Here is a 25,430-nt window from a genome sequence, read left to right as displayed (position 1 = left end):
GAGCTTGCTCCGGGCGGCGTTCCGACGATGGCGGAGTGTCAGGCGACATCAATATTGAATGTACCGGCCTAATCGCGAGCAAGCTCGCTCCCACAGAGGTTGCGGTGTTCACACCCTTAACTGACCAGCATCATCAAGCCACGCCACCTTTGGCCTGCTGCTCCAGATGCACTTGCAGCTCTGGATCGATGTTCAGCGCCGCAGCCAGTTCATCCAGATAGCGGCGTTCGGCGTCCTGCTGATCGTCCACCAGCATCACACTGGCCAGGTACATTTCCGCCGCCATGCCGGAATCCGTGGCCGACTGCGCCACATCGGCGGCGTCCAGCGGCCGCGCGACTTCGTCATCCAGCCATTGCTGGAGCTCCGGGTCATCCGTGTGGCGGCCGATTTCGGCGCTGATCATCTGCTTCTCGGCGTCATCAATCCGACCATCGGCCTTCGCTGCCGCAATCAATGCACGAAGAATCGCATGGCTGTGGTCCTCGACTTCCGGGCCGGACAACAGGTCGACAGTGCGCGGTGCCTGTTGCGGCGCCGAGGCCTGGCTGCGTTGCCAGGCTTGATAGGCCTGGAATGCCATCATTCCGAGCGAAGCCAGCGCCGCGTAATTGGTGCCGCCACCCGAACGGGTCTGGGTCGAACCGCCCATGCTTGAGCCACCGCCCAGCAGACCACCGAGCAAACCACCCAGGCCACCGCCCCCGGCGCTTGACCCGGCACCACCGCCCAACAGGCCGCCGAGCAATCCACCGAGACCGCCGAGACCACCTTGGGCTGACGCGACACCGCCACCCTGTTGCGACATTGAGCCTTGGCCGGCCCTTAGTAATTGCTCGAGCAGATCGCTGGTGTTCATGACGATGTCCTCATCGATGGGAGTGATCCAGTCAGGCAACGATAGTCCTCGCGGGCAAATGCGCCACCACCGTTTGGCTGACGTGAAACCCTTATTGCGCTTGACCCTGATGACCATCGGCTGCGAGTGTTCTACCCTCGCAAACCCTATGCCCAGAGGATCAACGAACACATGGACCGCCACCTGATTGTCGTCAGCGACATCATCGAACCTGAAGTCGAGCACGTACTCAGCGCCGGGCTGAGTGCCTTCAATGATCAGATGACCGGCATCAACGACCGCCAGTCGCTGGCGGTCACGGTCCGCGATCCGGATACCCATCAGGTGCTGGGCGGTATTACCGGGCGTACGTCGCTCGGTCTGCTGTTTCTCGATCTTTTCTACTTGCCCGAGTCACTGCGCGGCTCCGGGCTCGGCTCTCGACTGCTCAACGCGTACGAGGACGAAGGCCGTCGTCGCGGTTGCCGCTCGGCGGTGCTCTATACCCTCAGTTTCCAGGCCCCGCAGTTCTATGAAAAGCACGGCTGGCAGCGCTTCGGCGAAGTGCCCTGCGACCCGCCAGGCACGAGTCGGGTGTTCATGAGCAAGGCGCTGTGAATAAGCCTCTCTGTCCTCGATCAATCCGCCGATTACCGCGCTTGAATAAAAGCTATCGCCCTGCGCCGATGTTTCATTTAATACCTGCGGATTTATCCGGGGTATTTTTGTGCGGCCCAGCTAAGATTTACAGATGGTGAACCTTATCCCCGGATACCCGGTCGATACATGCAACCTGACTTGGTTTGCCGACACCCCCAATTGAAGGGGTGATAACAGGCTTGCTTCACTTTCCGGAGAACGCCCCCGTGATATCCACTCTACACATCGCCAGGCTCAAAGCATGGGGCGCCCATGGTTTTACCGCCACCGGCGTGGTCACTGCCTTCCTCGCGACCCTCGCCCTGCTGGAAAACCAGGCCACAAACTGCCTGCTGTGGCTGGGCGTCGCCCTGATCGTCGATGGGCTGGACGGTGCGTTGGCACGCAAGGTCAATGTCCAGTCGGTACTGCCAAGTTTCGATGGCTCGATCCTCGATCTGGTCATCGACTACCTGACGTACGTGTTTATCCCCGCGCTGTTCATTTATCGTTACATCCCCTTGCCGGACTACACGCTGCTGCTGTCCGTGTCGCTGATTCTGGTCTCGTCGCTGTTTTGCTTCTGCAACGTCAACATGAAGAGCAAAGACAACTACTTCCAGGGCTTCCCCGCCGCCTGGAACGTGGTCGCCCTGTGCCTGTACATCATCGCCCCGTCGCCGTGGATCACTCTTCTCACCATCATTGGCCTGGCGCTGTTGACCGTGACCCGTATGAAGTTCCTCCACCCGTTCCGCGTGCGCAAGTTCATGCCGATCAACATCGCCGTAACGGCCATCTGGCTGCTGTGCAGCTTGTCGCTGGTGGTCAACCATCCGGTGATCAACCCGCTGGTGATGGGGCTTTGGCTGCTGATGTCGGCTTACTTCCTGGGGATCTGCATCTGGCGCACGGCGTTGGAGTGGTTCGAAAACTCGCGGTGATAAAGGAATGTCGAGAGTGGCCGGCTTCTCCTGCATGAAGTCGGTCATATCCGCCGTCTCTGCGGTTGTTCAATGGAAGAAAAGACAAAGCCCCAGGACTTTCTTCCAGGTTTGAGGGAAACACATCGACCATGCCCATCCATATCGTGCGCCTCGGTTCACCGCGTACTGCCAATGAAGGCCTGCGCCTGGGCACGGTACGTCGCCCGCCGCGTGGCGTGCCGAAAGCCGAGTTTGCCAGCCGTGATTTTTATGACGTGTGGCAGCCGCTGCTGTCTCCCAGTGTAGAACTGATCGCAGAAGCCAAAGCGGCAGAAGACGCCAAGGCGTGGGAAGTGTTCAAGCGCAAGTTCAAGACCGAAATGAACCAGCCGGCGCCCAGCCAACTGCTCGATTTGTTGGCGGCGTTGTCCCACCAAACGTCACTGGCCATTGGCTGTTATTGCGAAGATGAAGCGCATTGCCATCGGTCGGTGTTGCGGGAGTTGTTAAAGGCGCGAGGTGCGCAGCTCACATCCGCGCTTTGTTGAGCCAACGCCAGGTCTTCGTCGCAAGCATCGATAAGCGTGTAGTCGCCACAACCAGCCTGTTGCGCGAACAATAGGCATGTTCACCAACAGGCTGTCGAAAGTGACGACGACACTACGGGAGATTCACCTGGTCATGAGGATAAATGACGCGCCCGGTTGATGCCGTGCCTGAAGCTTAAGCGGGCTTGAAGCAGTACGCGGCCAGCTTGTTACCGTCCAGGTCTCGGGCGTAAGCGGCATAAGCATTAGGGGCCCAGCCTCGTGGCCCCGGCGCACCTTCGTCAGTTCCGCCGCTGGCCAGAGCGGCGGCGTGGAACGCGTCAATGGCGGCTCGATCCGGTGCTTCAAAGCTGACAGTGACGCCGTTGCCCACGCTGGCAGGAGCGCCGTTGGCCGGTTTCAGCACGAAGAAGGACGGGGCGTTCTGCCCCCAGATCGAGCCATTGTCATCCAGGTCAGCGATACGCTTCTGGCCTAGTGCTCCGAGCACATTGTCGTAAAAGCTGCGGGCTTTTTGCAGATCGTTGGTACCGACGGTGACGTGCGTGAAGATGCTCATTGTGATGTTCTCTTTGGTAGAAACGTGGTGGGTGGGTATTGCAGTTTCGTCAGGGCGAGACTCGCCCCGGCGGCCATCGCCAAGCCGGCTGAGTCAGCGATCGAAATGAACAACGGTGCGAATGCTCTTGCCTTCGTGCATCAGGTCAAAGGCCTTGTTGATGTCCTCCAACCCCAAGGTGTGGGTGATAAAGGTGTCCAACGGGATTTCACCCTGTTGAGACTTCTCGACATAGCTGGGCAGTTCGCTGCGACCTTTCACACCGCCAAAAGCCGAACCGCGCCAAACACGACCGGTCACCAGCTGGAACGGTCGGGTACTGATTTCCTGGCCCGCACCGGCGACCCCGATAATGACCGACTCGCCCCAGCCCTTATGGCAGCACTCGAGGGCCGCTCGCATCAGGTTGACGTTGCCGATGCATTCGAAGGAGTAATCCACACCACCTTCGGTCAGTTCGACAATCACGTCCTGGATCGGCTTGTCGTAATCCTTCGGATTGATGAAGTCGGTGGCGCCCAATTGCCTGGCGATGTCGAACTTGGCCGGGTTGATATCGATCGCGATTATTCGACCCGCCTTGGCCATGGTGGCGCCGATAATGGCTGCCAGGCCGATGCCACCCAGGCCGAAAATGGCCACGCTGGCGCCCTCCTCCACCTTGGCCGTGTTGAGCACCGCGCCAATACCGGTCGTGACACCGCAACCGAGCAGGCAAACCTTCTCTAGCGGAGCTCCTTCGAGATTTTGGCCAGCGAGATTTCTGGCAGTACCGTGTACTCGGAGAAGGTCGAAGTGCCCATGTAGTGAAATATCGGTTGGCCCTTGTAGGAAAAACGGCTGGTGCCATCTGGCATCAGGCCTTTGCCTTGGGTCGCGCGAATTTTCTGGCAGAGGTTGGTCTTGCCGGATATGCAGAATTTGCACTCCCCGCATTCCGGGGTGTAAAGCGGGATCACGTGATCGCCCACCACCACTGAAGTGACACCCTCGCCGATTGCCTCGACGATACCGCCGCCTTCGTGACCCAGAATCACCGGAAAGAGGCCTTCAGGATCAGCGCCGGACAGGGTAAACGCATCGGTATGGCAGACACCGGTTGCGATGATGCGTACCAGCACCTCCCCGGCTTGTGGTGCAGCCACATCGACTTCGACAATTTGCAGGGGTTGGTTGGCTGCAAAAGCTACGGCAGCTCGTGATTTGATCATATTCATAATTCCCGGGCGCAAAGAGGCGCCGCCTCTTTGTAGAAACAAGAAAAATCGGTACTGAGGTTGTGTTTACGCAGATGAAGCTGAGGGACGTTACACAGGGCAGGCGTCCTTGCCCCTTTGCCGATTAGAGCGATGCGTCGATTTTTTTCGCGACGGTTTCACTGACCCAGGCGTGCCACACTTCCGGGTGTTCCTTGAGGAAAATCCTGGCCAGTTTGGGGGACTCGATGCGTTCCTTGGTCATCCTCGCCAGGTTCTGATTCAACAGATCGATGGGAATGTTGACCTTCTCCAGAACCGCAACCAGTTCTGGCGCCTGCTCATGAAAAGCTTTGGAGAGTCCGACTTTAGTGATGACGTTTTTGTCGACCCCCGGTTTCTCTTCCAGTCTTATCGCATCGATCTGCCCCATCAGCGGCGTCGGTGACCAGTAGTAGAACAGCACAGGTTCACCGCGCTTATAGCTGGACAGCACAGCCGCATCCAGTGCAGCGCCGGTCCCCGGGCGGAAGTTGGTGTAGGTGCTTTCAAGACCGTACTCTTTCAACATCTCGGTATTGTCCTGTTCACAAATCCACCCCGCAGGACAATTGTAGAAACGTCCTTTGGAAGGCTCCTCCGAGTCTCGAAAAACATCTGGGTATTTGCTCAGGTCGGCAACCGACCTGAGGTCTGGAGCGCGAGCGGGTTTATTGCGTTTAGCGTCCCCCTCAACCACATAGCGCGGCACGTACCAGCCCTGGACTGCACCGATGATCGGTGAGCCAACTGCAATGACCTTTCCAGCGGCCGCGGCTTTCTTCCAGACTTCACTACGTTCCATCCACTCTTCGCCAAATACTTGAATGTCGTTGCTGGCCAGGGCGGTCTCCAGAATGATGGTGTTACCCACCAACTGGTCGGTTGCGCAACCGTAACCATCCTTGAGAACAATCATCATGATGTCGGTGAGGAGCATCCCGCTCTCCCAATTCAGACCGGCAAATTTCACCGATTTGCCTGACTCACACCACCCTGAAGCCTGACTTGAAGCGCTACCGACGAGTAAGCCGAGGGTGAGTAACGAGGCCAGCAAGTTCTTCTTGTATTTCATGATCAGACGCTCCGAAACATTATGGGGGGCAGGGAGCTCTTGCTTGCTACAAAAGAGGCAAGCGAGTGCCATCAGATCTAACGTGGACAGGTGCCTGTGCATACACGTGAAGCGATGGAGTGAGTGAATAGTTTTATTGTTGATTGGTAACTTAATTCAAAGGCTCTACCGTGGTGCGCCCGTAAAACAATTGACGGGCATAGGCGCTGAACTCGACATTTGGCTGATCCACGTAAGCCAATACAGCGTTGAGTCTTAACCTGTCCCCCACCACCGGCGTAACACGATGCAGTGAATAGCGGCCGCGAAACAATGTCAGTGTTCCAGGCACTTGAGGCAGAACCTCTATCTGCTGGGTGTCGGGGTTATCAAGGAATTGCCTGACCGCGTCATAACAGTCGTCGTCCTCATTGCGAAGCATGCGTACATATTCAAAATCCCCGCCGGCACTTGCGGCCTGGAGTGACAGCGTGACGCTGAAGTCGGAGCGATCAAAATGCCACCCCAATTGCTGTCCCGTCGTAAAGCCCTGCAAGTTAAGTGCAGCTAATGGGTCTGCATGGCGATAGAGCGTGCCCAGACCCAACACGTCCTTGATGAAAGAAAGCACTTCGTCCGATTCATAGATCCGCCTGATCAAGTTGTCGGCAGGAATATCCGCGTAGGCGACGGTATCTTTTTCGGTTTTCATCAAACGCCGCAGGGGATGCCCTGAATCAACGCTTTCCTCTTGAGGTTTGAAATAAACCGTGTGGTTTTCCCGGAAATGAAACATGCGCGGGTGCAGTGCAAGCGTTTGATCCGCCATCGTTGCAACCGACTCATCACGGACAAATCCCGGGAAGATCGCGACGCCTTCCTGGCCGAGCAATGATTGGCTTTGAGTAACCAGCGCCCGATAAGCGGGGTGGGTTCGATCGGTAATGGGATAACGCTCTAGGTCGATGACATCGCCCAGGGTTACGGCGGGTGTGAGAGGCAGCATAGGCATGATTATTGGTCTCCGGTGGCTCTTGCTGGAGTCAGATTGCATCGGAGGCAAAAACAAGTCACGCTCATATTTTTACGCTATTTTGTGAATTATTTTCAGGTCATAACCTATGAGACTCACCCTGGATCACCTCGTGATGCTGCAAACCCTGTCGGAAGTCGATTCGGTGACCGCTGTGGCCGAGCGTCTATGGCTGACACCTTCAGCCGTCAGTCATCGCATGCGGGAGGCGGAACGCCGGCTTGGCGTGAGCCTGACAGAGCGCTCAGGGGGAAAGTTGCGACTCAGCCCTGCGGGTGTGCGCCTGGAGCGAGCAGCAAGGGACATCATCGCGATTCTTAACGAAGCGGAGGCGGAGGCCAGATCCATGGCAGGCGGGGTCACCGCCTTTGTGCGTATGGGTGTCACCTCATACGGACCGTTTCGCTGGATTCCAAAATTTATCAAGCATTACTCCAGTCTTCGTCCAGACATCGAAATAACACTGGTGACCGTGCCCCGTAACGATGTTTATGCCAGCCTGATGCAAGGCAGGCTCGATGTGTCGATTATTGATGACGGTATGGTGCCGAGTGGTGTTGCCAAGTTGCCGCTTTTCCGTGACGACCTGATTGCGATCATGGCAACCGATCACCCACTGGCGCAGAGGAAAAACATTTATGCCGAAGACTTCAAAACTTACAACCTGGTGACGTATTCAACGGACCGCGCAAGCGGCTGGGAATATGACCGGTTCTTCGCGCCCGCGAGTATTTTGCCGCGCCGAATGATTACCGTGGAGTTGATTGAAGCCATCGTCGAACTGGTGCGCTCGGGATACGGAATCAGCATTTTGCAACGCGACTTGGTGACGCCCAGTCTTGAGCGCGGAGAGCTTGCATGGGCAGCCCTGAATGACGGGCTGGATATCGCCTGGAACGCGATTATTCGCCCCTCCGAGCCCGAAGGCAGTGAAGTCAATCAACTGGTCACCGAGCTGACCAGTTGGATTAAACATGCTGGGAAATCCGAGAATGGCTATGCCTAGCCAGAAAGCCCGAGACGAGCGTGGGCAACATAGTCAGTGGCCGGTCTCCTCCTCCACCGGCACCTGCAATCCCACCTTGACGTTGCTCATGGAAACCAGCGTCTTGAACCGCTTCACATTGTTGTTCTCGAAAAACAACTCACGCGTCAGTTCTGTGTACTGCTCCATGTTGCGCACCGCCAGCACCAGCACAAAGTCCCACTCCCCGGCCACGTAGTAACACTGCTGCACCTGCGGGCAGTTGGCGAAGCTGCGCTTCATGGCATCCAGCAAATCCAGACGCTCACTCTCCACTTCGACTTGGGCGACGATGGTCAGCGGGTAGCCGAGTTTCTCTTGATCCACCACAGCCACAGTGCCTTTGATGAAGCCGTCCTGAGTCAGGCGTTTAAGGCGGCGGTTGACGGCGGCCGAGGACAAATTGACCCGCGCGCCCAGTTCGCTTTGGGAAAGGCCGGCATCTTGCTGGACTTCGGCAATCAGCTTCAGGTCGAAGGCATCGAGACTCATGGTGAGGGGCTCGCAATAAAATTGATGTAAACCGCATGAATGGGTAATTAAAGTGCGGCGACGGTGCCAACTTCAAGAAATTAGTGTGACAGCGGCGAGATATTATTTCACTCCGCTGCCCACCACCTGGAGCCGACGATGCTGATCGCCAACCCCAACGCCAGCCGTAATACCTATCCCGATGACCTCAAGGCCATCCTGAACATTCAGACAGCCGCCGAAAGCCGCACCTGGCTGGCGAACTGGAACACACTCAACCGCGCCAGCACGCCCTTGTTCAGCCTGCCAGACCTGGCCGCCAATCTTGGTATCGCCGAGCTCCTGATCAAGGATGAGTCAAGCCGTTCGCCGCTGGGGAGTTTCAAAGCGCTGGGCGCATCGATTGCCCTGGTGCGGTTAATCTTGCGCCTGTTCCCCGAACACCCTTTCGAACCCCGTGGCCTGCTGATGGGCGATTACCGCGACGCCTTGAAGGACTTTACGGTGATCAGCGCCACCGACGGCAACCACGGCCGTGCCCTCGCCGCGGCGGCACAAAGCGTCGGTTGCCGTTGCGTCATTGTGCTGCACGTCAACGTCAGCATCGAACGGGAACAGGCCATCGCCGCCTATGGTGCGCAGATCGTGCGAGTCCCCGGCAACTACGATGAATCGGTAGATGAAGCCGCCGCGCTGGCTGTCGAGCACGACTGGCAAGTGGTGTCCGACACCTCCTACGAGGGCTACGAAGACATTCCCCGGGATGTGATGCAAGGCTACGGCACTATTGCAGCGGAAATCGTTGAGCAGGTCAGTGGCCAAACCTTCACTCACGTATTCCTTCAGGGGGGCGTAGGTGGTCTGGCGGCTGGAATCGCCAGTTACTTCTGGGAGCTTTATGGCAAAGCGCGGCCCGCGATGATTGTTGTCGAACCGCAACAGGCCGACTGCCTCTTCCAAAGCGCCCTCGCCGGCCATGCGGCGAAAACCCGAGGCTCGGTGGATTCCGTGATGGCCGGGCTGGCCTGCGGTGAAACCTCGCCCCTGGCCTGGAAATTCCTGCAGACCAGCATCGACCATTTCATGACGATTGAAGATGAGGATGCCGTCAACGCCATGCGCAGGCTGGCGCGGGGCAGTGATCGGGACGTTCCGCTGGTGGCCGGTGAGTCGGCGGTGGCCGGGCTCGCGGGGTTGATCCAGTTGCTCAAGTCGCCCCACCTGGCCGCTGAAGTGGGCATTGATGAGTGCTCACGGGTTCTGCTCATCAGCACCGAAGGCGCCACCGCGCCTGCCGTTTACGGCGAACTGGTGGGAGAGACGGCTCTATCGGTTCTGCAACGCCAACACATCTGGCTGCAACGCAAATAAGGTGTGGCAGGAGGTAATCAACTTGTCAGTAGAATGGGCTGCCATTCAAAACAGGTAGGAGTTGATCGATGCGCATCGCCTTGCTGTCAGACATCCATTTGTCCGTCAACGCGTTACCTTTTCCCGATGTGGATGCCGACATAGTCGTCCTCGCGGGAGACATCTCCCGACCGGCCATGGCCATTGAGTGGGCCAGATCGTGCCCTGTTCCGATCGTGTACGTGGCAGGGAATCACGAGTTTTATGGCAGCGACTTGATCTCTACCTACGAGCACTTGAACAGGTTGTCGCAAGGCACACAGATCCACGTATTGGAACGCTCGGAGTATGTCCACAACGGCGTGCGTTTTTTGGGTTGCACGCTGTGGTCTGACTATCGACTTTTCGATTCTGCGGAGCATCGGGCACAGGGTGTTGATCTGGCTACGAAGCTCATGCGGGACTTCACCCATATAAAAATCTCGCCAGATTTTCCAGACCTGTTCAGCCCGGCAATTTCCCAACTGATTTTTTTACAGACAGTCGCCTGGCTGGAAGACTGCTTCACCCGCGACAGCACCACTCCCACGGTGGTGGTTTCGCATTTTGCACCGACACGGTTGAGCATAAGCCCGCTGTTTGAGAATTCGCCGATTAACGCGAGTTTTGTTTCAGACCTCGAAGACCGGATCAAAGTCTGGCAGCCGGCACTTTGGCTGCATGGCCATACCCATGGGAGCTTTGACTACCAGGTGGGCAACACTCGCGTCATTTGCAACCCCCGGGGCTATGCCAAAAATGGCATTAATGAAAACCCGGAATTTAATCGCTCATACGTGATTGACCTGGATCTCTGAGGCAACGCGGCCTTGCCTCCTGGAAGCCGGGTCCAGAAAACCGAGCAAGGCCTGCCGGGTGTCTTGCCAGGCCGCTGCATGTTCCATATCGAGGAAGTGCCCGGCGTTCCTGATGGTATGGAACCGGGACTGAGCCGCATGATCGGCGAACAGCCGGGCGTCTTCGACCGAGGTGTACTCATCCCATTCGCCGTTGACAAACAGCAGCGGTATTTCGATGGCCGCGGCACAGGCGACATAGCAATGGGTGTCTTGGGTCAGCACCTCATTGACGTGGAAATGCATCTGCCTGTACTCATGCTCGTCCAGGCTTCTGACATGGCGGTCATTAAAGCGTTTGAACAGCGACGGCAGGTGCTTGCCGATTGTGCTGTTGATCAAGCGACCGACATTGAGGCGGTCACAAGCCTGGAGGTGGTTCAGGCCGCTCTCCAGGTAATCGCGCATCGGTGTATTGATACGCGCTGCGAATGAATTGATCACCGCCTTCTCGATACGTCGCGGCCGTTGAGCCAGCGCCAACAAAGTGGCCGCACCGCCCCAGGAAAAGGACAGCACGTGGTGCGCACCAAAGTGTTCGATTAAATCCAGCAGTATCGCGGCCTCGTCTTCCTTTCGGATCGGTTGGCCGTGGAGGTTGTGTTCCTTCGACTGACCGGCGTAGGGCTGGTCGTAGAGAACCACATTGAATCGCGGCTGCAGGTAACGCACCGTTTGGGCAAAAGATGCGGTCGTTGCCAGTGAGCCGTTGACCAGAATGATGGTCTTATCAGCGGCAGTGTTGAGATAGTGCTCGGTATAAACCTTGTACTTCCCGCAGATCTCGACGATGGCAGTTTTCGGCATCATGACATTTACTTCCTTGAACCCATTGGACTAAGCGCACAGCGTTTGGGATGCCCACAGGGCCCTGTCGCAGACAGCAGAACACGTGGACCTGACAGTGAAGTGCCAGGCCAATACATTAATAACTAATAACTCAGGGTGATTTTCAAACGTCAACGCATAGGCCTCCTCGGGCTTAATCTGGAAACACGGACAAGCGACAACAGCGCGAGGGTGCTCGGATGGCCACCGTGACTAATGAGTCACTGGCTGACCATATGTTCAGAGTTAAGCAGGGATTTCCTCGTCTGCAAGAACGCAGACGAGTTATTGCGTCGAAGAAGGTGTGACGGTCGAAAGCTCCGCAGACGCCCCCGAGTCATCGGTCTCGTCGAAATACCTGGCTATTGGCTCAGGCCTTGCTTTGGCCTCTTTGCGGGGCCTGGCCATCTTTGCGGAATGTCGAGTGTTTATGCCTGCCAGGGCTTGGCAGGCGAGCGCTGGTGCTGAGGCAGACCGCTCCACTTTCAGGAACACCCCCAAGGTTGGGGACTTTGGCCCGCCAGAGCTGGCTGGCTTATTGATTGCCGAACTTCATTAAAGACAGGCTGGCCACGCTCCGCGCGCAAATATAAAAATAAAAAATCAACAAGGAGAACCCTACCTTGAAAATTTCAACAATCTGCTTCGCGGGCACCCTTTTGGTTTCGGTCGCGGCTTCTGCCACAGGGATCATTCCCGTCCTCGACCTGGACTTCACAAGGTCGGCTGCTGAAACGCTGAAAAAACGGGGTATCAACGACGCTTGTATTATTGCCGCGTCAAACCCGAAAACGTTCACCTATTGCCGAGAAGGATCGCCAACGCTCTGGAAGTATCAGGCTTTGGATCTGGAGCAACAGTCGGCGATCCTGAATAGCGAAAAGCTGCACCTGACAGACTACGGGCAAATCACCGTCGTGGAAGCCGATAGCGCAGCCTGTCAACAAGATAACCTTGTGCCATTGGTTAAACCGGCGATGTCTCGTGGGTTGGCCTTCGCCCTGATCACCCTGTTTCTGTTGATGGGTTTGCGATACACCTACCGGGCAAGCCGCCGTCCGTAACCAAAAAAGCTGCGCAAATCAGGAGTAAGCACAGACTCAAAAAGCAGTGCTATTTGACCAGTCGCGTTTCCTTGGAAGGCCTGTATCCGAAGTACGAGCTATAGCACTTGCTGAAATGGCTCGGCGATACAAAACCACACGCAACCAGCACGTCCACCTGGGACAGCTCCGTGTGCTGGAGCAAGCGACGCGCTTCGGTAATCCGCAATTCCATGTAATACCGTTGCGGCGTTGTGCCCAGTTGCTCCTTGAACAAGCGCTCGAGTTGTCGACGCGAACGGCCTGCGTAAACCGCCAACTGCTCCAACTCCAGAGGCTCCTCGAGGTTGGCATCCATCAGCTTCACCACCTCGCGTAACGGCGCACTCACGCAGACATTTTCAGTCGGTTTTATGCGCCGATACCGTGACTCCTCGAAAGCCAGGATGTCCTCGATACCCTCGACAAGGGCTTTGTCGTGCAGACCTTTGATCCAGTCCAGCGCCATGTGAAATGCCCCCGAGGGACTGGAAGCCGTGAGCCGGTCTCGATCAATGACGTAGGGCTCGCTGGTGACATGCGTCGCCTTGGAGATTTCCGCGAGCGCGGGGCGATGTTCGGGATGAATCGCGCAACGATATCCGTCAAGCAAGCCTGCCCTTCCCAGGAACCATGCGCCATTCCACAACCCGGCCAGACTGACACCTTGGTCTGACGCGGCCCTCAACAGGGAGATGAGGTCATCCGTCGCTTTGAGCTCTGTCCTGTAGCCGCCGCAAATGACCAGAAGGTCCAGGTCGTGGATCGCTGAACAATCGAAACGGGTATCCGGCCGAATGACCAGGCCCAGGTCGCTGATGACCTCCTCATCGGTCAAGCCGAACGTTCGGGAAGAGAACAACCCGGGTCGCAGAAGATTGGCGGTGACAATCGTATCCAGTGCTTGCGTGAATGCGGGCAGCGAGAAATGCTCAAGCAACAGAAATCCTGCCCGAACCATTTGAGTTTTCTCGTTGGGGTTCTCATTCAGATAGCGGAGATTTTTCCCCTTCATGCCTCCGCTAAATTGGCGTCGTTCGATCAATGTTCGGCCTACTTGGTGACGTAACCCAACCTGTCGTTAGGTGCGTTGATAAACCTCAATGCTAACTGTAGAAGTTTCAAAACCACTAGCGCCATTTTACGATTGATCAGGCCAGCTGAAAGCCGTGACGTAGAGGGTTCTTATCGCCGATGAAAATAGTGTTGTGCCCGGTAATCTGCGTCCAGCCACCGATACTGGGTCTGATGCCGTCAAACGTTCCGATTAAGTCCCCTCTTCCTGCAGCCAAGAGGTATGTGGCACCTGTAAAACAGCCGTGCTGCAAGGCACGGTGGAGATGAATCACAACGGCGGCATCCGCCAGCGTGAAATCGACAAAGGGCTGCGCTTGCTCTGTTGCAGTAAACCTACGTCAAACCTTGTGATCGATTTGTAAGCTAACCCACTGACATTTTCTCAGTAAGGTTCTGCTGCATGTAAGCCAGAAACCGTCGTTGAAAAAGCATCGTATGCTCGTGCGCCGCATTCTCGGCTTCATCGGGTTTGCGCGCCTCAATGGCATTCACGATTTCATCGTGGTCTCGACCTAATCGTGTTGTCTTACTAGCTGCACTGATGATGTAGTCGAAGTGCAGATGCAGCAGGCGCTGGCCTTCACCCAACAGCTTTTCGTAGTAACTGATGAAGTACGGGTTTTTCCCGGCTTCGGCGATCGCCATGTGAAAGGCCTTGTTGGTCTCGGACATGGCCTGGAAGTCTCCGGTACTGACCGCATGCAGATAAGCTGCGTCGGCCGCACGTATACGCACCAGATCATCTTCAGTGCGCTGCAGGGCCGCAAGCCTTGTCACCGCGCGCTGAATCAGGTCCAGGGCGGAAATATAATTGGGGAATTCTTCGATTTCGAAGGGCGTCACCAACAGCGTGCGGTTCGGCAGAATGGTGACCAACCCTTCGCTGATCAAACGGGCAAGCGCATCTCGCACTGGAGACCGGGAAAGACCAAATTGGGCGGCTAGAGAGACCTCGTCCAGCGGCATGCCCGGCTTGAGCTTCAACGTCAGGATCTGCTTGCGCAATTCTTCGTAGATATAGCGACCGCCATGGCGTTTCGCACCACTGGCGACTTCAGTCGTTTCTTTGCTCATAAGGTCATGTTCTCAGCGGTGCAGGCCAGTTATCCGACCAGCCTGCAACTTTAACACCCGTCTGGGGATAGTTAAAAACCTTCACCCCAGGTATCGCTCAGCATGAAGCCTTCTGCCAGGGGATCGTCCGGGTCGACCCCGATCTGATGCAACCCGTAGATCCAGGCCCGCCCGGTGATTCTGGGCAGAACCGCGGGTTTCCCCGCCACTTCCGTCAACCCCAGCAGTTCAACCTGAAACTCACCGCCGATGGTGGACCGTGAAGTGAGCTTGTCCCCCACTTCGACCAAACCTCGTGCACTCAAGGTCGCCAGATTGGCGGAACTGCCCGTCCCGCAGGGTGACCGGTCAACCCGCCCTGGTGGCAGCGTGGTGCAGGTCTGGTAGGTGCTTTTGTCCAGGCGATTGCGGAACATCACATACGCCACTTCGTTGAGCTCTTTGAACAACGGGTGACTGACCTTCACCTGCTGATTGATCAGGCCTTTCAGGCGGACACCCTGAGTCGCCAGTTCACGAGCGTTTTCGGGGGCGATGGTCAAACCGACCTGATCAACGTCCACCAACGCGTAATACACACCGCCGAAGGCGATATCCGCCTTGATGCAGCCGAATTCCGCCGTCTGGATCGGGACGTCCAGTTGTTCGACAAAGGAGGGCACCATATCGAGCGAGACGCTCCGGCAGCGCCCGTCCTCGCACAGGGCACGGGCCGTCACCAAACCGGCAGGCGTGTCGAGCACGACCGTGGTAACGGGTTCCTCCATCGGCAACATTCCGAGTTCCAGCAGTGCCGTCACCACACAAATGCAGTTGCTGCCGGACATGGGATGAGCCTTGTCCGCCTGCAGCACGATGAAACCGGCCTGGGCTTCGGGTCGGGTCGGTGGCAATAGCAGGTTCACCGACATTTGCAGGCAACCACGCGGCTCGAGAATCACCAGCCTTCTAAGACTGTCGTCGACTTCATTGATGTAATTCATCTTGTCGAGCATGGTCTTGCCGGGAATATCAATGACCCCACCGGTGATGACTTTGCCGATCTCACCTTCGCAATGCACATCGGCCATTTGCAGCGTTTTTTTCCAGCGCATAACGGGCTCCTTTACTTGATGTACCAGCCCCACGGCTGTTCGCTGTCATAGCGGGTGATCTGCTTGGTTTCCAGGTAGTTGTTCAGCCCCCACTCCCCCAGTTCGCGTCCGATACCGCTTTGTTTGTAACCGCCCCACGGGGCTTCGGTAAAGGTTGGTTGCGAGCAGTTGATCCAGACGATGCCCGCTCGCAGCCGCCGAGCGACGCGTTCGGCTCGCTCCAGATCTCGCGACATGACCGCAGCGGCCAGTCCGAAGCGCGAGTCGTTAGCGCTACGCAGTGCTTCAGCTTCATCGTCGAAAGGACGAACGCACACCACCGGCCCGAAGATTTCTTCTTTCCAGATCCAGCTGTTATAGGGCACGTCGGCAAAGATCGCCGGTGTCAGGAAATAACCCTTGTCGCAGTTCGCCGGGCGGGTACCGCCGGTAAGCAATGTTGCACCCTCCTCCCGACCACGGGCGATGGCTTCCAGGACTTTGTCGTACTGGCCCCGGCTTACCAGCGGGCCAAGCAGCACGCCTTCGCGCATCCCGTTGCCGATGCTCAGGCTCTGGGTCTGCTCCACCAGGCGTTTGAGCAAAGGCTCATACAGCTCACGCTGGACCAGCACCCGCGACGTCGCCGAACACACCTCACCCTGGTTCCAGAAAATCCCGAACATGATCCATTCGACGGCCGCTTCGATATCGCTGTCGTCGAAGATGATGAAGGGAGACTTGCCACCCAGCTCCAGGCTGATGTTTTTGATATCTCGGGCGGCAGCTTGCATGATCCTGGTGCCTGTCGGAACGCTACCGGTGAAGGCCAGTTTGTCGATACCCGGATGCTCGCTCAGCGGTGCGCCGGCCTCCTGCCCCAACCCTGTCACGACATTGAGCACGCCGGCAGGTAAACCAGCCTGATGGGCGATGTCCGCCAGTTCCAGGGCGGTCAACGGCGTCAGCTCCGATGGTTTGAGCACCATGCAGCAGCCGGCAGCCAAGGCTGGGGCCACTTTCCAGGCGGCCATCAGCATCGGGAAGTTCCAGGGAATGATGGCCCCGGCGACACCCATCGGCTCCTTGCGCGCGATGGAAGTGAAGCGTTCATCGGCGAGCGAAATGCGCTGTTCACGGTGCCCATCGAGATCGTCGGCTAGGTCGGCGTAAAAGTCGAAGCAGCCCGCCGTATCACCAATGTCCCAAAGGGCTTCAGGCAATGGTTTGCCGTTGTCTCGGACCTCCAGCTCGGCAAGTTTGTCCTGGCGTTCGCGAATACCACTGGCGATTGCCCGCAGAACCGTCGCACGTTCAGCGCCGGTCATTTGCGGCCACGGACCTTCATCGAAAGCACGGCGCGCGGCGCTTACTGCCAGGTCGACATCTTCTGCCGTTGCTGCTCCGACCTGGGTGATGACTGACTCATTGCTGGGGTCGATGGTGTCAAACGTGCCACCTTTCTTCGGGCGAACCCACTGGCCGTCGATGTACAGCTGATCATAGGATTTCATGCGTGGTCTCCAAATAGGGCAAAGCGCCTGGCGCTAAAAGGGCTCAAGTCCTGGGCGGGTGTGCGACCGGCGACCATGTCGGCAATCAGTCGCCCGGTCGTCGCACCTAATGTCAGGCCGAGCTGGCCGTGGCCAAACGCCAGGAACACGTTCGATAGCCGGCTGCTGCGATCAATAACCGGTTTAGTGTCGGGAAGAAACGGGCGATAGCCGACGCCGTACTCAATGTTGTCCAGTTGCAACTGAGGAAGAATTTTTCGGGCTTTCTCAAGAATGATGTCGGCGCGTTTGAAATTAGGTTCGGCATTCGGGCTGGCGAATTCGATGGTTCCGCCGATCTGCAGGCCTCGGGTCATCGGGCTGAAGCAGAACCCGCCATCGGCGTAGATCACCGAGTGGCGGACTTCCACCCCAGGTGTCGGCAACAGCACTTGATAGCCAGCGATGCCAGCCAAGGGAACCTGAGCGCCGATCTGTTCGAAAAACTGCCGTGAGCCGGTTCCCGCGGCAATCACCACATGGTCGGCAGCGTAGCGTTCACCGTTGGTGAGGGTGACACCGCTGGCACGGTCGGCCACTTCATCGATGTGTTTGACCTGAGCACGCACACGAACGCCGCCCTGATCGATAAAGCTTTGCGTGAGTGCCGCGATGAAGCCTTGGGTGTCGCTGACCGCGCGCCAGTCCGGAAACAGCAAGCCGTGGCTGAATTTACCCGCCAGAGAAGGTTCGAGGTCCGAGATAGCGGCACGGTCCAGCACCTCGGATTTGAAGCCCAGGGTTTTGCGCAGCTCAAGATGAGGGCGCTCATGATCCAGACCCGATGGTGAGTCGAACACCTCGATGATCGGTCTCTTCCCCATCAGGGTCTTGTCCGGGCACGCGTCCAGCAAGGGCGCGTAGTCTTCATAGACATGATGCGTAAGCGTCGCCATGTCCTCGGAAATTTCGACAATTTTCGAGTGCCGGGCACAGGCCAAAAATCGCAGGAACCACGGCAAAATGCCGGGCAATGCGCCGGGTCTTAACGCCAGGGGCCCTTTCTGGTCGAGCAGCCAGCCGGGTATTTTTTTCAGAATCCCCGGCTTGGACAGCGGAATAACTTCGCTGACCGCCATCTGCCCGCAACTCCACTTGGCGGTGCTGTCCCCCGCCGCTGCCGGGTCAATCACCGTGACCGCATAACCTTCCCGTTGCAGGTACAGGGCACAACAGACGCCAACGATGCCCCCGCCCACCACAACGGCCATTTCGCGAAAGGCGGGTTCTTGTGCAGTTGAGCGCAAAGGTATCATTGGGAAGTCTCTTGAGCAGAGGCCGGAGCGGCATAATCTTCCAGACTGAAGCCGTCCCACCAAGGTTGGGTATCGTCGACAATAAACTCGGCGCGGCCAGTGATCCATGCCCGTCCTTCGATACTGGGACGAATCGCAGGACGGCCATCTTCCAATTGAAGCTGCTGCGCCACACGCCCCACGAAAAAACTGCCGATCAGGCTTTCATGGCGATAAGCAGCGTCTTCGGCCATCCAGCCACGGGCAAATCGCTGAGCGACCCGGGCCGAGCTACCGGTACCGCATGGCGAACGATCGATGAGGCTGGCGCCGGCAATGACCACCGCTCGGCCCTGGGACTCGGTCGACAACGGCGCGCCTGTCCACATACAGTGTTTGACGCCTCTGATCGCCGGGTTTTGCGGGTGAATCACGTCCACGGATAGGTTGACCAGATCCTGCATTTCTCGCCCCCACTCCAGCAGTTGCTGCGGGGTGAAATGTTCACACCCCGGGTAATTGGGCTGCACGTCGATAATCGGATAAAAGTTGCCGCCGTAAGCGATGTCGACTTTCAACACCCCAAGTGGTGGGAAGTCGATAGTCAGATCACGGTGCAGCAAAAAGGACGGCACATTGGTGAAACACACCGAGCTGACTTTATCGCCGCTACGGGTATAGGTGGCGTGAATCTGGCCCGCCGGAACGTCGACCACCACGGTCCCCGGGACCTTGGGTTCGATCAGCCCGGTCTCGAGCGCAAAGGTAATGGAACCCAAGGTGGCATGCCCGCACATTGGCAGGCAGCCCGAGGTCTCGATGAACAGCAGGCTGAAGTCACTGTCAGCACGCATCGGCGGATAGAAAATCGTGCCCGACATGTGCGAATGGCCGCGCGGCTCCAGCATCAAGGCGCGGCGCACCCAGTCGAACTCGGCCGTGAAATGTTCGCGCCGTTCGCTCATGGTCGCGCCTTTAAGCTGCGGCGCTCCGGCGACGACCATGCGCACCGGCATGCCTTCGGTATGGCCTTCGATACAGTTGAAAACGTGTCGGGTCATGTCATATCACTCCGTAGAGCCACATCGGCCGTGCGTGGCGACCGATGCGGCAGGCACCCTTAACCTTGAGCCAGTTCGAAAGCCTTGCGGAAGCTGGCCTTCTCTTCGGTGGTCAGTGGTTGCAGCGGCATCCGCGCGTTGCCGGCTTCAAAACCCGCCAATTCACAGCCGTACTTGACCTTCTGAATGAACTTGCCGGATTCCATGTCCGCCAATACAGGGAACAGCGAGCGCACGATGGCTTGGGCACCCGCCAGATCCCCGCTGGTGTACTGGGTGTAAAAATCGCAGACCTGTTGAGTCAGGCAGTTGGCCGGGCCGCAGATCCAGCTGGTAGCGCCCCACAGGAAGAAGTCCAGCGCCTGGTCATCGGAACCGCACGACAGCTGATAGTTGTCCTTGTAGGTGCCGCCAATTTCGATGGCGCGCAGCAGGTTGCCGCTGCTTTCCTTGATGCCGATCACGCGCTCGTTGTCCTTGAAGGCATCCAGTACGCCGAAGCCAACTTCGACGTTGGTGCGTACCGGGTAGTTGTACAACACCACGTTGATATCGGGCGCTGCATCGAGAATCGCCTGGTAGTGACCGATCAGCTCTTCCTGCGATGGCAGTGCGTAATACGGTGGCGCGATCAGCAGGTTGGTGTAGCCCGCATCGCGGGTCTGCTTGACCTGTTCGATGACCTCACGGGTGCAGGACCCATTGGCACCGGCAATCAGCACACCACGGTCGCCCACTACTTCGCGCACGGTCGCCAGAACCTGACGCCGCTCTTCATTGGTCAGGGCGTAATACTCACCGGTGGAACCCAGCGGCACGAAACCTTTGACGCCAGCCTTGAGTTGGAACTCGATAATGTTGGAGAGCATGTCGTAATTGACATTGCCGGCCTTGTCGAAAGGCGTGACCAGAGCAGGCAGGATGCCTTTGAGTTGAGTCATTGAAGACACTCCACTTAAGTTGGATGACAGGGTTGGATTAGTACGCATAACGTCGCAGCATCCGCGTCTCGATCACGCCGACCAGGCGGGTCAACGGGAACGCTACGAGGAAATAGATCACAGCCACCGCGGAGAGAAACTCGACCGGGCGGGCCGTGCTGTTGGAGATGTTCTGGCCGACGAACATCAAGTCGGCGATGCCCACCGAGGAAATCAGCGCGCTCTCCTTGAACAGCGAAACCACATTGGAGAGCAGCGGCGGAATGCCCCGCAGCAAGGCCTGGGGAAACACCACGAAGATCGTCTTGTTCCACGAGGCCAGGCCCAATGCGACGCACGCATCGTGTTGTTCGCCGGGGATGGATTTCAGGGCGCCGCGGAAGGTCTCGCTGGTGATGGCAGTCATGTACAGGGTCAGCGCCAGCAGTACCGACACGTAGGGCGGCACATCGATGCCGAACACCACCGGGAAGCAGAAGAACACCCAGAACAGTTGAATCAGCAGAGGCGTGCCGCGGAACAACTCCACATAGAGACCGGCAGGTACGCTTAACCAGCGACTACGGGAAGCTCGTAGCAAGCTCAATAGAAAACCGCACAGACTGCCCAGAATGGCGCACCCCACGGTGAACGCCAGCGTCAGCGCCAGCCCCTGCAGCAAGGCCTGCCAGTAAGAGAACACCACGGTAAAATCAAGATTCATGACAGTCTCCTCAGCGCGCGAGCGCAGCGTCCTGACGACGTTCCAGCCACTGCACGAACTGAGCAATGGGCAGCGACAGGGCGAAGTAGATGAGCGCGATCAGCGAGTAGGTTTCCAGCGGACGGTAGGCTTCGGTCGCGATGCTTTTGCCGACGTACATCAGGTCCGCCACGGCGACGATCGCCACCAGCGCACTTTGCTGAAGGATCGAGATGCCATTGGTCATCAACACCGGTACGGCACTTCGCAACGCTTGCGGAAGAATCACGTAAAGCGTTCGCTGCCAGGGGCGCAGGCCCAATGCAACGCAGGCATCCAGGTGTTCACGCGGTACTGCCTGCACGCCCGCTCGATAGGCTTCGGCGTTGAACGCTGTGAGGTTCAGGCCCAGCGCAAGCACGCCCATGGTAATGGGGTCGATGAACACGTCGAAAAGCATCGGCACGCAGTAAAAGAACCAGACGATTTGCAGCAGCACCGGTGTGCAACGAAAGAACTCGATGAACAGCTGTGCCGGCCAACGCAGGAAAAACCAGCGACTCAAGGTCAGCAGACACAGACCAAAGCCGAGCACCAGACCGACAATGTTCGACACCAGTGCCAACTGCAGGGTGACTTTCAAGCCATCCCACAACAGACCGAAGTTGCCGTTGAGAAAGTTGAAGTCGAATTGATAATTCATGGTCGCGCTCCTCAGTCCAGGTGCAGCACTTTTTCCAGAAACTCGCGGGTGCGCGGTTCCCTGGGCTGAGTGAACAACTGATCGGGATGGCCTTGCTCGACCACTTTGCCGTTGGCGCAAAACACCACGCGGGTCGCGATATGGCGGGCGAAGTGCATGTCATGGGTGACTATGATCATTGCCATCTTCTGCTCTGCCAACTGCAGCATCACGTTCTGCACCTCGATGACCATCTCGGGGTCGAGTGCAGAAGTGACCTCATCGAACAGCATCAACTTGGGCTCGAGCATCAAGGCCCGGGCAATCGCCACACGCTGTTTCTGGCCACCCGATAACTGGCTGGGGTAAACGTTGAGTTTGCTTTCCAGGCCCAGGCGAGCCAGCAGTGCCTGAGCCTTCTCGGTTGCCTGACTCTTGCTCAAACCATGGACTTTCATCGGTGCCAGGATCAGATTGCCCAGCACGGAGAGGTGCGGAAACAGCGTGTAATGCTGAAACACCATGCCCACCTGGGTTTGCAGCGAGTAATCCATTGGCTTGCCTTTGCCTCGGGCATTGCCATCGATATAGGGTTTACCCTGGAATCGAATGGTGCCGCCCTGAATACTCTCGAGCCCCATCATGACCCGCAGCAAAGAGCTTTTGCCGCTACCGCTGGGACCGATGATGACCAGGCGGTCATCAGCCCGCATATCCAGATCCAGGTGGTCCATCACCACCAGGTTTTCGCCGTAGGATTTATAGACGTCGCGCAGCGTAATGAACTCACCGCTCTTCGATTCGCAGGCGTGCAGAGGCCGTAGCGGCACCGCCGCTAGATTGGAAGCTTTCATCGAACATTCTCCGAGAGCGCGCAGCCCGCTGCGCGCTCGACATCGGCGGGTTTTTACTGAGGGGTTTTATCGGCGTTGGCGAGTTGCGAGGCCTTATCGACCAGCGCATCGATTTCACCGGTCTCACGGCGTTGCGTGAGATAGATGTTCAACGTCTGCAAGTCTGCGGCGCTGACATCTCGTCGAACACCGAACGCCACACCTTGCTTGGCCAGGGCGGGCTTGGGCAGCACTTCCTTCGACCAGCCTGGGTTGGCCACGGCAAACAGGTGATTGGTGTCGCTGGCATCGACCAACACGTCAGCGCGCTTGGACATAACGGCAAGACGAACCTCATCCATACCCGGCAAGCGCATGATCTTGCCTTGCTTGATCACAGACGAAATGGCCTTGTCCTGAGCCGTCCCGGACATGACCGCGAAGGTCACTTCAGGTTTGTCGAAGTCCGCAATGGCGTTACCGACATTGGCCAGTTTCGGGTTGTCTTTATTGATCAGCAACGAGACTTGATAGTCGGTCGCGGCGACCGAAAAACTCACAGCCAGCGCGCGCTCAGGTGTCTGGTTGAGCGCCATGGCCATGTCCCACTTGCCACCTTGCAACCCCGCCACAAGGTTGTCCCAGTTCGTGTCGACGAACTCGACTTTCACCTTCAGCACCCTCTCGCCGAAGTCGCGGCACAGGTCCACGAAGTAACCGCTGTATTCACCAGAACGGGCGTCGCGCATGACATAAGGCGCCGCGACGGCAGCCCCACACCGTAGAACTCCCGTTTTCTGAATGTCTTTCCACAGTGAAACATCAGCCGCCTGGGCTGGGACCTGAGTGAGCAACGCACCAATAGCGGATGCACAAACGAGCATGTTGCGGATGGAGCGAGGAAGGAACCGAGCCATTTTGACCTCTCCGATGATTTCGTTCTTGTAGGCAGGAAGGTACAAACTCAACATCACTGTGCGCCATCATGTGTGCAGCGCTGTATGCAGATTAGTTTTGAATGAATTGAACTGTCAACACGTGTCGAAAAGATTTATGAGAAAAATGACCGAGCGGTCGGACGACCGCTTTGGGGAGGGGGAAAGCTAAAGAGTCTGCTGAATGGCTTCGAGGAAGTGATCGAGAATCAGGCTCGGGCGGCGACTTTTCGAGGTCACTACAGCCAGTGGCGCATCGAAATACAGGCGCTGTGGCGCAAGGGGTTTCATCAAACCCTTCTCCACCCAGCCAGCGGCAAAATGGTCGGGAAGAAAACCGATGTAGCTGCCAGTGAGGATCAGAAAAGCGATGCCTTCGCGGTCCGTGGCGGTCGCCGCACACTCCAGCAGTTGATGAAGCCCGATCGCCTCGGCAGTCATTCGGTAACTTGGGACAACCGCATCGACATGCCGCAGATCATCATTTGTCACCTGGTGCGCACGACCAAATAATGGATGCTCCGAGCTGCAATAAAGATTCGAGCGCTCCTCATAGAGCAGCGTGTATTCAAGCCCTGAAAGTGGCGTAATCAAAGGGATTGCCCCTACATGCAGGCGCCCGTCCAGCAGACCTCGCTCGATCTCCCCCGGGGTGCTCATGCTCAGGTTGACCGTGACGCCATTCCCTTGGCCACGCAGTGATTTCAATGCACGGGTGATGCGCATTTTCGGCTGGGTGACCAGGTTGTTCATGACGCCGATGTTCAGGTCCCCGCGCAGTTGGCTGTGCAACTGATTGACCTCGCTGCGAAAACCTTCAATCGCCGCCAACACCGCTTCACTGGATCGCAACACCTCCCTGCCCTCATCGGTCAGCGCGAACCCGGCGCGCCCGCGCTGGCATAGCCGCATGCCCAGGCGCTTTTCCAGGTCGCTCATGTGCAGGCTGATCGCTGAACGACTGATACCCAAAGTGCTTTCAGCGGCGGAAAAACTGCCGCATTGCACCACCGTCTTAAACAACCGGAGCAGGCGCAAATCGAAATCGCTGACCTGGCTCAGGGGGGTCTTCTTGCTCATTGGTGAGTTTTTCCGAATGTAAACGTAATTACTTTCAGCTTTAACTCACCCTTTGATTGGCCGCAAGCTTCTTGGGTGCACGGGAGTGCTGGCGGCTGCCGTTTTATGCCGTCGCACTATTGGCCGCATTGGCCTTGACGGTTGATGACTATTCGAGCGGTTGCCACACAAGGCAATCAGGTCCCTGTTTCACGCCGGACTCAGGGATTTTCGAACTTTTGCGGACAAGTAACTGGCCTCGCAGAACCTCTTGAATCGCAGGCGTATCAGGGTTCTCCAATTGCGCGCAAATGATGCCGACCGCGCGACTCACCATATCGCCAACAGGTTGAACGTAAGTGGTCAGCGAAAAGACCGGCCAGGAGGCCAGGGCAATGTCATCGAAACCGACGATTGAAATGTCGTTGCCCGGTTTGAGCCCGAACTCCTCACGAGCCGCGTTAATGGCGCCCTTTACGTATTGGATTCCGCACTGGTATGGCAGCGTTTATGACATCGACTTGCCAGGGCTGAAGGCGCCGATCCAGACCCAAGTGTCGAAGATGATCGCCATCTGGTCGGTGCAGGCGGCGTTGCTGGTCGGGATTGTCACGGGATCGAACGCTGAACGTCGGCGACTACTGTTGCCGTGCCCCCGACGCGGCACACAGTGCGGGCTCGGTACAAGGGGCCATTCTGATGGTGATCTATACGCGCCGATGATCAGAAGCGGCGTGTGATG

At 57.4% G+C, this 25,430-nt stretch carries 27 protein-coding genes and 3 pseudogenes; 9 read left to right on the top strand and 21 right to left on the bottom strand.

Going from position 1 to position 25,430, the window contains the following annotated elements:
- Positions 1–133 precede the first annotated feature (133 nt).
- On the bottom strand, positions 134–859 hold the full coding sequence (locus tag VD17_RS25665; protein WP_046056261.1) for a tellurite resistance TerB family protein: 726 nt from the start codon (positions 857–859) through the stop codon (positions 134–136).
- Positions 860–1,030: 171 nt separating this feature from the next.
- Between VD17_RS25665 and VD17_RS25660 the strand changes: the two genes are divergently transcribed.
- The 3 genes from VD17_RS25660 (at position 1,031) to VD17_RS25650 (ending at position 2,951) form a co-directional block, all read left to right on the top strand.
- Positions 1,031–1,456, top strand: coding sequence for a GNAT family N-acetyltransferase (locus tag VD17_RS25660; protein WP_046056260.1), 426 nt, complete (start codon positions 1,031–1,033; stop codon positions 1,454–1,456).
- Between the two features lie 248 nt (positions 1,457–1,704).
- Positions 1,705–2,421, top strand: a complete 717-nt coding sequence (pcsA, locus tag VD17_RS25655; protein ID WP_008155506.1) for a phosphatidylcholine synthase — start codon at positions 1,705–1,707, stop codon at positions 2,419–2,421.
- Between the two features lie 131 nt (positions 2,422–2,552).
- Positions 2,553–2,951, top strand: coding sequence for a DUF488 domain-containing protein (locus VD17_RS25650; RefSeq protein ID WP_046056259.1), 399 nt, complete (start codon positions 2,553–2,555; stop codon positions 2,949–2,951).
- Between the two features lie 175 nt (positions 2,952–3,126).
- Here the strand turns inward: VD17_RS25650 and VD17_RS25645 are convergent, their stop codons facing one another.
- The 4 genes and pseudogenes from VD17_RS25645 to VD17_RS25630 all read right to left on the bottom strand — a co-directional run bounded on the left by VD17_RS25645 (position 3,127) and on the right by VD17_RS25630 (position 6,811).
- Entirely contained in the window at positions 3,127–3,510 is a 384-nt protein-coding gene (locus tag VD17_RS25645; protein WP_046056258.1) for a VOC family protein, read from the bottom strand.
- A 93-nt stretch (positions 3,511–3,603) separates the two neighbouring features.
- Positions 3,604–4,721, bottom strand: a pseudogene (locus VD17_RS25640) (S-(hydroxymethyl)glutathione dehydrogenase/class III alcohol dehydrogenase).
- A 130-nt stretch (positions 4,722–4,851) separates the two neighbouring features.
- On the bottom strand, positions 4,852–5,820 hold the full coding sequence (locus VD17_RS25635; protein ID WP_046056257.1) for an ABC transporter substrate-binding protein: 969 nt from the start codon (positions 5,818–5,820) through the stop codon (positions 4,852–4,854).
- A gap of 151 nt (positions 5,821–5,971) precedes the next feature.
- A complete protein-coding gene (locus VD17_RS25630; protein ID WP_046056256.1) occupies positions 5,972–6,811 on the bottom strand; it encodes a HalD/BesD family halogenase in 840 nt (279 codons plus the stop codon).
- 109 nt (positions 6,812–6,920) lie between these two features.
- Between VD17_RS25630 and VD17_RS25625 the strand changes: the two genes are divergently transcribed.
- Positions 6,921–7,838, top strand: coding sequence for a LysR family transcriptional regulator (locus tag VD17_RS25625; RefSeq protein WP_046056255.1), 918 nt, complete (start codon positions 6,921–6,923; stop codon positions 7,836–7,838).
- Between the two features lie 33 nt (positions 7,839–7,871).
- Here the strand turns inward: VD17_RS25625 and VD17_RS25620 are convergent, their stop codons facing one another.
- On the bottom strand, positions 7,872–8,348 hold the full coding sequence (locus VD17_RS25620) for an Lrp/AsnC family transcriptional regulator (protein ID WP_046056254.1): 477 nt from the start codon (positions 8,346–8,348) through the stop codon (positions 7,872–7,874).
- A gap of 138 nt (positions 8,349–8,486) precedes the next feature.
- Between VD17_RS25620 and VD17_RS25615 the strand changes: the two genes are divergently transcribed.
- Both VD17_RS25615 and VD17_RS25610 read left to right on the top strand, forming a co-directional pair.
- Positions 8,487–9,698 carry a diaminopropionate ammonia-lyase gene (locus VD17_RS25615; protein ID WP_046056253.1) on the top strand — a complete coding sequence of 404 codons (1,212 nt, stop codon included), beginning with the start codon at positions 8,487–8,489 and terminating at the stop codon, positions 9,696–9,698.
- 68 nt (positions 9,699–9,766) lie between these two features.
- The gene (locus tag VD17_RS25610; protein WP_046056252.1) at positions 9,767–10,534 is read left to right on the top strand and encodes a metallophosphoesterase; all 768 of its coding nucleotides are present in this window, start codon (positions 9,767–9,769) and stop codon (positions 10,532–10,534) included.
- Here the strand turns inward: VD17_RS25610 and VD17_RS25605 are convergent.
- Entirely contained in the window at positions 10,508–11,383 is an 876-nt protein-coding gene (locus VD17_RS25605) for an alpha/beta fold hydrolase (RefSeq protein ID WP_046056251.1), read from the bottom strand. The genes VD17_RS25610 and VD17_RS25605 overlap by 27 nt on opposite strands.
- A gap of 641 nt (positions 11,384–12,024) precedes the next feature.
- Here VD17_RS25605 and VD17_RS25600 point away from each other — a divergent pair.
- The gene (locus VD17_RS25600; protein ID WP_185753220.1) at positions 12,025–12,465 is read left to right on the top strand and encodes a hypothetical protein; all 441 of its coding nucleotides are present in this window, start codon (positions 12,025–12,027) and stop codon (positions 12,463–12,465) included.
- Positions 12,466–12,514: 49 nt separating this feature from the next.
- Here the strand turns inward: VD17_RS25600 and VD17_RS25595 are convergent, their stop codons facing one another.
- Complete coding sequence (locus tag VD17_RS25595; RefSeq protein WP_185753219.1) at positions 12,515–13,528, bottom strand: GlxA family transcriptional regulator; 1,014 nt, start codon at positions 13,526–13,528, stop codon at positions 12,515–12,517.
- Positions 13,529–13,634: 106 nt separating this feature from the next.
- Positions 13,635–13,751, bottom strand: a pseudogene (locus tag VD17_RS32335) (proline racemase family protein); the annotation flags it as partial.
- Positions 13,752–13,754: 3 nt separating this feature from the next.
- On the opposite strand from VD17_RS32335, the pseudogene VD17_RS31860 reads away from it, so the two are divergent.
- A pseudogene (locus VD17_RS31860) lies at positions 13,755–13,922 on the top strand (2Fe-2S iron-sulfur cluster-binding protein); the annotation flags it as partial.
- A gap of 1 nt (position 13,923) precedes the next feature.
- Here VD17_RS31860 and VD17_RS25590 read toward each other — a convergent pair.
- The 12 genes from VD17_RS25590 to VD17_RS31855 form a co-directional block, all read right to left on the bottom strand.
- Entirely contained in the window at positions 13,924–14,634 is a 711-nt protein-coding gene (locus tag VD17_RS25590) for a GntR family transcriptional regulator (protein WP_046056249.1), read from the bottom strand.
- Between the two features lie 71 nt (positions 14,635–14,705).
- On the bottom strand, positions 14,706–15,728 hold the full coding sequence (locus VD17_RS25585) for a proline racemase family protein (RefSeq protein ID WP_046056248.1): 1,023 nt from the start codon (positions 15,726–15,728) through the stop codon (positions 14,706–14,708).
- A gap of 11 nt (positions 15,729–15,739) precedes the next feature.
- Entirely contained in the window at positions 15,740–17,221 is a 1,482-nt protein-coding gene (locus VD17_RS25580) for an aldehyde dehydrogenase family protein (RefSeq protein WP_046056247.1), read from the bottom strand.
- Positions 17,218–18,516, bottom strand: coding sequence for an NAD(P)/FAD-dependent oxidoreductase (locus tag VD17_RS25575; RefSeq protein ID WP_046056246.1), 1,299 nt, complete (start codon positions 18,514–18,516; stop codon positions 17,218–17,220). The genes VD17_RS25580 and VD17_RS25575 overlap by 4 nt, the downstream gene beginning before the upstream one ends.
- Positions 18,513–19,556, bottom strand: coding sequence for a 4-hydroxyproline epimerase (locus VD17_RS25570; RefSeq protein ID WP_046056245.1), 1,044 nt, complete (start codon positions 19,554–19,556; stop codon positions 18,513–18,515). The genes VD17_RS25575 and VD17_RS25570 overlap by 4 nt, the downstream gene beginning before the upstream one ends.
- Positions 19,557–19,615: 59 nt before the next feature.
- Positions 19,616–20,497 (bottom strand): dihydrodipicolinate synthase family protein, encoded by an 882-nt coding sequence (locus tag VD17_RS25565; RefSeq protein ID WP_046056244.1) that lies wholly within the window; start codon positions 20,495–20,497, stop codon positions 19,616–19,618.
- A 37-nt stretch (positions 20,498–20,534) separates the two neighbouring features.
- The gene (locus VD17_RS25560) at positions 20,535–21,200 is read right to left on the bottom strand and encodes an amino acid ABC transporter permease (protein ID WP_046056243.1); all 666 of its coding nucleotides are present in this window, start codon (positions 21,198–21,200) and stop codon (positions 20,535–20,537) included.
- A gap of 10 nt (positions 21,201–21,210) precedes the next feature.
- Positions 21,211–21,882, bottom strand: coding sequence for an amino acid ABC transporter permease (locus tag VD17_RS25555; protein ID WP_046056242.1), 672 nt, complete (start codon positions 21,880–21,882; stop codon positions 21,211–21,213).
- Positions 21,883–21,893: 11 nt separating this feature from the next.
- Positions 21,894–22,715, bottom strand: a complete 822-nt coding sequence (locus VD17_RS25550) for an amino acid ABC transporter ATP-binding protein (protein WP_311132812.1) — start codon at positions 22,713–22,715, stop codon at positions 21,894–21,896.
- Between the two features lie 53 nt (positions 22,716–22,768).
- Entirely contained in the window at positions 22,769–23,578 is an 810-nt protein-coding gene (locus VD17_RS25545; protein WP_046056282.1) for a transporter substrate-binding domain-containing protein, read from the bottom strand.
- Between the two features lie 219 nt (positions 23,579–23,797).
- The gene (locus tag VD17_RS25540) at positions 23,798–24,709 is read right to left on the bottom strand and encodes a LysR family transcriptional regulator (RefSeq protein WP_046056241.1); all 912 of its coding nucleotides are present in this window, start codon (positions 24,707–24,709) and stop codon (positions 23,798–23,800) included.
- Positions 24,710–24,857: 148 nt separating this feature from the next.
- Positions 24,858–25,103: a hypothetical protein gene (locus VD17_RS31855; RefSeq protein WP_440130584.1), complete on the bottom strand. Its 246-nt coding sequence runs from the start codon at positions 25,101–25,103 to the stop codon at positions 24,858–24,860.
- On the opposite strand from VD17_RS31855, the gene VD17_RS32330 reads away from it, so the two are divergent.
- The gene (locus VD17_RS32330; RefSeq protein WP_046056240.1) at positions 25,084–25,428 is read left to right on the top strand and encodes a hypothetical protein; all 345 of its coding nucleotides are present in this window, start codon (positions 25,084–25,086) and stop codon (positions 25,426–25,428) included. The genes VD17_RS31855 and VD17_RS32330 overlap by 20 nt on opposite strands.
- The last annotated feature ends 2 nt before the right edge of the window (positions 25,429–25,430 follow it).

The sequence above is a fragment of the Pseudomonas fluorescens genome, assembly GCF_000968015.1.
GTDB classification, from domain to species: domain Bacteria; phylum Pseudomonadota; class Gammaproteobacteria; order Pseudomonadales; family Pseudomonadaceae; genus Aquipseudomonas; species Aquipseudomonas fluorescens_W.
The sequence above is the reverse complement of the archived record's forward strand: the minus strand, read 5'-3'. Positions and strand labels throughout refer to the sequence as shown.

Bases quoted from the DNA above. Each gene is read 5' to 3' on its own strand.
- VD17_RS25610 (WP_046056252.1), top strand. From the start codon at position 9,767: ATGCGCATCGCCTTGCTGTCAGACATCCATTTGTCCGTCAACGCGTTA.
- VD17_RS25570 (WP_046056245.1), bottom strand. From the start codon at position 19,556: ATGACCCGACACGTTTTCAACTGTATCGAAGGCCATACCGAAGGCATG.
- VD17_RS25575 (WP_046056246.1), bottom strand. From the start codon at position 18,516: ATGATACCTTTGCGCTCAACTGCACAAGAACCCGCCTTTCGCGAAATG.
- VD17_RS25555 (WP_046056242.1), bottom strand. From the start codon at position 21,882: ATGAATTATCAATTCGACTTCAACTTTCTCAACGGCAACTTCGGTCTG.
- VD17_RS25580 (WP_046056247.1), bottom strand. From the start codon at position 17,221: ATGAAATCCTATGATCAGCTGTACATCGACGGCCAGTGGGTTCGCCCG.
- VD17_RS25560 (WP_046056243.1), bottom strand. From the start codon at position 21,200: ATGAATCTTGATTTTACCGTGGTGTTCTCTTACTGGCAGGCCTTGCTG.
- VD17_RS25650 (WP_046056259.1), top strand. From the start codon at position 2,553: ATGCCCATCCATATCGTGCGCCTCGGTTCACCGCGTACTGCCAATGAA.
- VD17_RS25660 (WP_046056260.1), top strand. From the start codon at position 1,031: ATGGACCGCCACCTGATTGTCGTCAGCGACATCATCGAACCTGAAGTC.
- VD17_RS25590 (WP_046056249.1), bottom strand. From the start codon at position 14,634: ATGAGCAAAGAAACGACTGAAGTCGCCAGTGGTGCGAAACGCCATGGC.
- VD17_RS25625 (WP_046056255.1), top strand. From the start codon at position 6,921: ATGAGACTCACCCTGGATCACCTCGTGATGCTGCAAACCCTGTCGGAA.
- VD17_RS25665 (WP_046056261.1), bottom strand. From the start codon at position 859: ATGAACACCAGCGATCTGCTCGAGCAATTACTAAGGGCCGGCCAAGGC.
- VD17_RS25585 (WP_046056248.1), bottom strand. From the start codon at position 15,728: ATGCGCTGGAAAAAAACGCTGCAAATGGCCGATGTGCATTGCGAAGGT.
- VD17_RS25565 (WP_046056244.1), bottom strand. From the start codon at position 20,497: ATGACTCAACTCAAAGGCATCCTGCCTGCTCTGGTCACGCCTTTCGAC.
- VD17_RS25540 (WP_046056241.1), bottom strand. From the start codon at position 24,709: ATGAGCAAGAAGACCCCCCTGAGCCAGGTCAGCGATTTCGATTTGCGC.
- VD17_RS25645 (WP_046056258.1), bottom strand. From the start codon at position 3,510: ATGAGCATCTTCACGCACGTCACCGTCGGTACCAACGATCTGCAAAAA.
- VD17_RS25620 (WP_046056254.1), bottom strand. From the start codon at position 8,348: ATGAGTCTCGATGCCTTCGACCTGAAGCTGATTGCCGAAGTCCAGCAA.
- VD17_RS25635 (WP_046056257.1), bottom strand. From the start codon at position 5,820: ATGAAATACAAGAAGAACTTGCTGGCCTCGTTACTCACCCTCGGCTTA.
- VD17_RS25545 (WP_046056282.1), bottom strand. From the start codon at position 23,578: ATGCTCGTTTGTGCATCCGCTATTGGTGCGTTGCTCACTCAGGTCCCA.
- VD17_RS25605 (WP_046056251.1), bottom strand. From the start codon at position 11,383: ATGATGCCGAAAACTGCCATCGTCGAGATCTGCGGGAAGTACAAGGTT.
- VD17_RS25550 (WP_311132812.1), bottom strand. From the start codon at position 22,715: ATGAAAGCTTCCAATCTAGCGGCGGTGCCGCTACGGCCTCTGCACGCC.
- VD17_RS25615 (WP_046056253.1), top strand. From the start codon at position 8,487: ATGCTGATCGCCAACCCCAACGCCAGCCGTAATACCTATCCCGATGAC.
- VD17_RS25630 (WP_046056256.1), bottom strand. From the start codon at position 6,811: ATGCCTATGCTGCCTCTCACACCCGCCGTAACCCTGGGCGATGTCATC.
- VD17_RS32330 (WP_046056240.1), top strand. From the start codon at position 25,084: ATGTCATCGAAACCGACGATTGAAATGTCGTTGCCCGGTTTGAGCCCG.